The organism is Thioclava kandeliae (assembly GCF_040297545.1).
In the GTDB taxonomy this organism is placed as follows: domain Bacteria; phylum Pseudomonadota; class Alphaproteobacteria; order Rhodobacterales; family Rhodobacteraceae; genus Thioclava; species Thioclava kandeliae.
In genome coordinates, this window is record NZ_JAYWLC010000058.1 from 1 (window position 1) to 3906 (window position 3906).

2 protein-coding genes are annotated in these 3906 nt (G+C 65.6%); both read left to right on the plus strand.

Annotation, left to right across the window (positions count from 1 at the left end; translation table 11 throughout):
- Positions 1-1924, plus strand: a 1924-nt coding sequence (locus VSX56_RS20400; protein WP_434096060.1) for a bifunctional 5-dehydro-2-deoxygluconokinase/5-dehydro-2-deoxyphosphogluconate aldolase, incomplete at its 5' end; no start/stop codon positions are given.
- A 119-nt stretch (positions 1925-2043) separates the two neighbouring features.
- Positions 2044-3906, plus strand: coding sequence for a 3D-(3,5/4)-trihydroxycyclohexane-1,2-dione acylhydrolase (decyclizing) (iolD, locus tag VSX56_RS20405; RefSeq protein WP_350939356.1), 1863 nt, complete (start codon positions 2044-2046; stop codon positions 3904-3906).

Here is a 3906-nt window from a genome sequence, read left to right on the forward strand (position 1 = left end):
GAAACCATTGGATGTAATTACGATTGGTCGCGCTGGCGTTGACCTTTACGGCTCGCAGGTTGGGGGTCGTCTGGAGGATATGGGGTCATTCGAGAAATATATCGGCGGGTCTCCGACGAATATCGCCTGCGGGACGGCGCGTCTTGGGTTGAACTCGGGTCTGATCACGCGGGTTGGCGACGAGCATATGGGTCGGTTCATCCGCGAGGAGCTGGTGCGTCACGGGGTGAATGTCGAGGGTGTGACCACCGATCCCGAGCGTCTGACGGCGCTGGTTATTCTGGGGATCCGCGACGAGGAGCAATTCCCGCTGATCTTCTACCGCGAGAACTGCGCGGATATGGCGCTGTGCGAGGATGACATCTCGGAAGATCTGATCGGGCGCACGCGCTCGGTGGTGGCGACCGGCACGCATCTGTCGAACCCCAAGACGGAAGCGGCGACGCTGAAAGCGCTGGCGCTGGCGCGCAAACATGGTGCGCAGACGGCGCTCGATATCGATTACCGCCCCAATCTCTGGGGGGTTGCGGGCCATGGCGATGGCGAGAGCCGCTTTGTGGAAAGCGCCGAGGTGACGGCCAAGCTGCAGAAGAGCCTGCATTATTTTGACCTGATCGTGGGCACCGAGGAAGAGTTCCATATCGCGGGCGGCACGACGGATACGATCGCGGCGCTCAAGGCGGTGCGGGCGGTGTCGAATGCGACGCTGATCTGCAAACGCGGGGCGGCGGGGGCTGCGGCCTTTGAAGGCGCGATCCCCGAGAGCCTTGACGAGGGCCAGACGGGCCCGGGCTTCCCGATCGAGGTGTTCAATGTGCTGGGCGCGGGCGACGGGTTCTTCTCCGGCCTCCTGAAGGGCTGGCTCGATGGCGAGACCTGGCCGAAGGCGCTCGAATATGCCAATGCCTGCGGGGCGTTTGCGGTCTCGCGCCATGGCTGCACGCCGGCCTATCCCTCGCTCGAGGAGCTGAAGTTCTTCCTGAGCCGCGGCGTGATCCAGCCCGATCTGCGCAATGATGCCGAGCTCGAGCAGATCCACTGGGCGACCAACCGCCATCGCAGCCATGGCGGCGACTTCTCCGAGATGCGGGTGTTCGCCTTCGATCACCGGATGCAGCTCGAGGAGATGGAGGGCTATACGCTGAAAAAAGGCGGGGCCTTCAAGGAGCTGTGCCTCGAGGCCGCACTCAAGGTGCAGGATGGCCGTCCGGGCTATGGTATCCTGTGCGATAACCGCATCGGGCGCCATGCGCTGCACGCAGCCTCCGGCACGGGCCTGTGGATCGGGCGTCCCTGCGAATGGCCTGGTTCCCGTCCGCTGACGCTGGAGCCGGAACTGGGCGATGATTGCGGCGGCCTGAAGGAATGGGCGCGCGAGAATGTGGTGAAGGTTCTGGTGTTCTGCCATCCCGATGATGATGCGCAGACCTGGGCCAGGCAGCTCGACAGCGTCAAGAAACTCTACGCGGCTTCGCGCCGCAACAATCTCGAGTTCCTCCTCGAGATCATCCCCTCCAAGGTGGCTGCGGTGACCGATGACACCACGGCTATCCTGATCCGGCGGTTCTATGCGGAAGGGATCTATCCCGACTGGTGGAAGCTGGAGCCGATGGCATCGCAGACCGGATGGGCCAAGGCCTGCGATGCCATCGAGGAGCATGACCGCCACACCCGCGGGATCGTGGTTCTGGGGCTGGATGCGCCGGAGGCGGAACTGGCGGCAAGCTTCGAGGTGGCCGCAGGCTTCCCGCTGGTGAAAGGCTTTGCCGTGGGCCGGACGATCTTCGGGTCGGTGGCGCGCGACTGGCTGGCGGGGCGGATGGATGACGAGGAGGCGGTTGCCGAGATGGCCACGCGCTACACCCGTCTGGCCGGGATCTGGGACAAGGCCCGCGCGGCAGCGACCTCTGTGGCTGCCGAATAATCGAAAGGACCGGCGCGCCCCATCGGGGGCGCAGCCCGCGATGCGCGCCCGCAGGTGGCTCGATGCCGCCAAGGGCGCGGCCCCCCACAGGGCGGGGCGTATAACAAAGGAAGAAGAGTATGGGCACGATCCGCATGACGGCCGCACAGGCCATGGTAAAATGGCTGAGCGTTCAGCTGACGCCCGAGGGCGAACGGTATATCGAGGGGATCTGGGCGATCTTCGGCCATGGCAATGTGGCGGGTCTGGGTCAGGCGCTCGAGGAGATCGGCGAGGCCTTCCCGACCTGGCGCGGCCAGAACGAGCAGACCATGGCGCATGCGGGTCTGGCCTATACCAAGGGCATGGGCCGCACCCGCGCGCATGCGGTGACCTCCTCGATCGGGCCGGGGTCCACGAACCTCGTCACCGCGGCGGCGCTGGCGCATGTGAACCGTCTGCCGATCCTGTTGATCCCGGGCGATGTCTTCGCCAATCGCCGCCCCGATCCGGTGCTCCAGCAGGTCGAGGGCTTCGAGGATGGCACGATCTCGGCCAATGACTGCCTGCGCCCTGTCTCGCGCTATTATGACCGGATCACGCGGCCCGAGCATCTCCTGACGGCGCTGCCCCGCGCATTGGCCACGATGACCGATCCTGCCTCGGCAGGCCCTGTCACGCTGGCTTTCTGTCAGGATGTGCAATCGGAAGCCTTCGATTACCCCGAAGCGTTCTTCACCCCCCGCACATGGCATATCCGCCGCCCCGCGCCCGATGCGCGCGAGCTGGAGCAGGCCATCGCGATGATCCGTGCGGCCAAGGCACCGGTGATCGTGGCCGGTGGCGGGGTGATCTACTCGCAGGCCGAAGAGGCGCTGGCCGGGTTCGCCAGCCGCCACAACATCCCCGTGGTCGAGACGCAGGCGGGCAAATCCTCGCTCTCGCAATTCCACCCGATGAACTTCGGGGCGAGCGGCGTCGACGGCTCGGCGGCGGCCAATGCCGCAAGCCAGCGCGCCGATCTGGTGATCGGTGTGGGCACGCGCCTGCAGGACTTCACCACCGGCTCGCGCACGCTCTTCGCGAACCCGCAAGCGAAACTCCTCTCGATCAACGTCGCCGCTTATGATGCCATGAAGCACGGCGCCGAGCCCCTGATGGCCGATGCGAAAGTGGCGCTCGAAGCGCTGACCGAAGGCCTCGGCGCCTACCGCGCCGAGGATGCCGATCAGGCCGCCCGCGAGGATTGGCTGAAGGCCGTGACCCATCACTGCCGCGACCGCTCGGAGGAGCGGGGCGCGGGCGAGCTGCCGCTCGATGCGGAAGTCATCGGCGCGGTGCAGCGCGCGGCCCCCGAGGCCGTTGTGATGTGTGCCGCAGGCACCATGCCGGGCGCGCTGAAGCTCCTCTGGCAGCCCACTCAAGGCGGCTATCACATGGAATACGGCTATAGCTGCATGGGCTACGAGGTCGCAGGCGGCATGGGGCTGAAGCTCGCGAACCCCGACCGCGAGGTGATCTGCTTCGTAGGCGATGGCTCCTATATGCTGGCCAATTCCGAGCTGGCCACCGCCGTCATGCGCCGCATCCCCTTCACCGTGGTGCTGACCGATAATGCGGGCTATGGCTGCATCAACCGGCTGCAGACGCTGGGCTGTGGCGGCAACCCGTTCAACAACATGTATGTGAACTGCAATATCGAGGCGCAGCCGCAGATCGATTATGTGATGCATGCGGCCTCGATGGGCGCGCATGCGGTGAAGGCGCGCGATATCAAGGATCTGGAAGCGCAGCTGGCGGCCGCCCGCACGCGCGATATCCCCACCGTCATCGTGATCGACACCACCGCGAAAGACTTCCCCGGCACCGGCATCGAGACCACGGCAGGCCACGCCGGCCACTTCTGGGACGTCGCCGTCCCCGCAACAGGCCACGCCCCGAACCGCCCCGCAGCCTACCAACGCTACCTCGAAAATACCGCCAAACAACGGCTCGTGAACTAA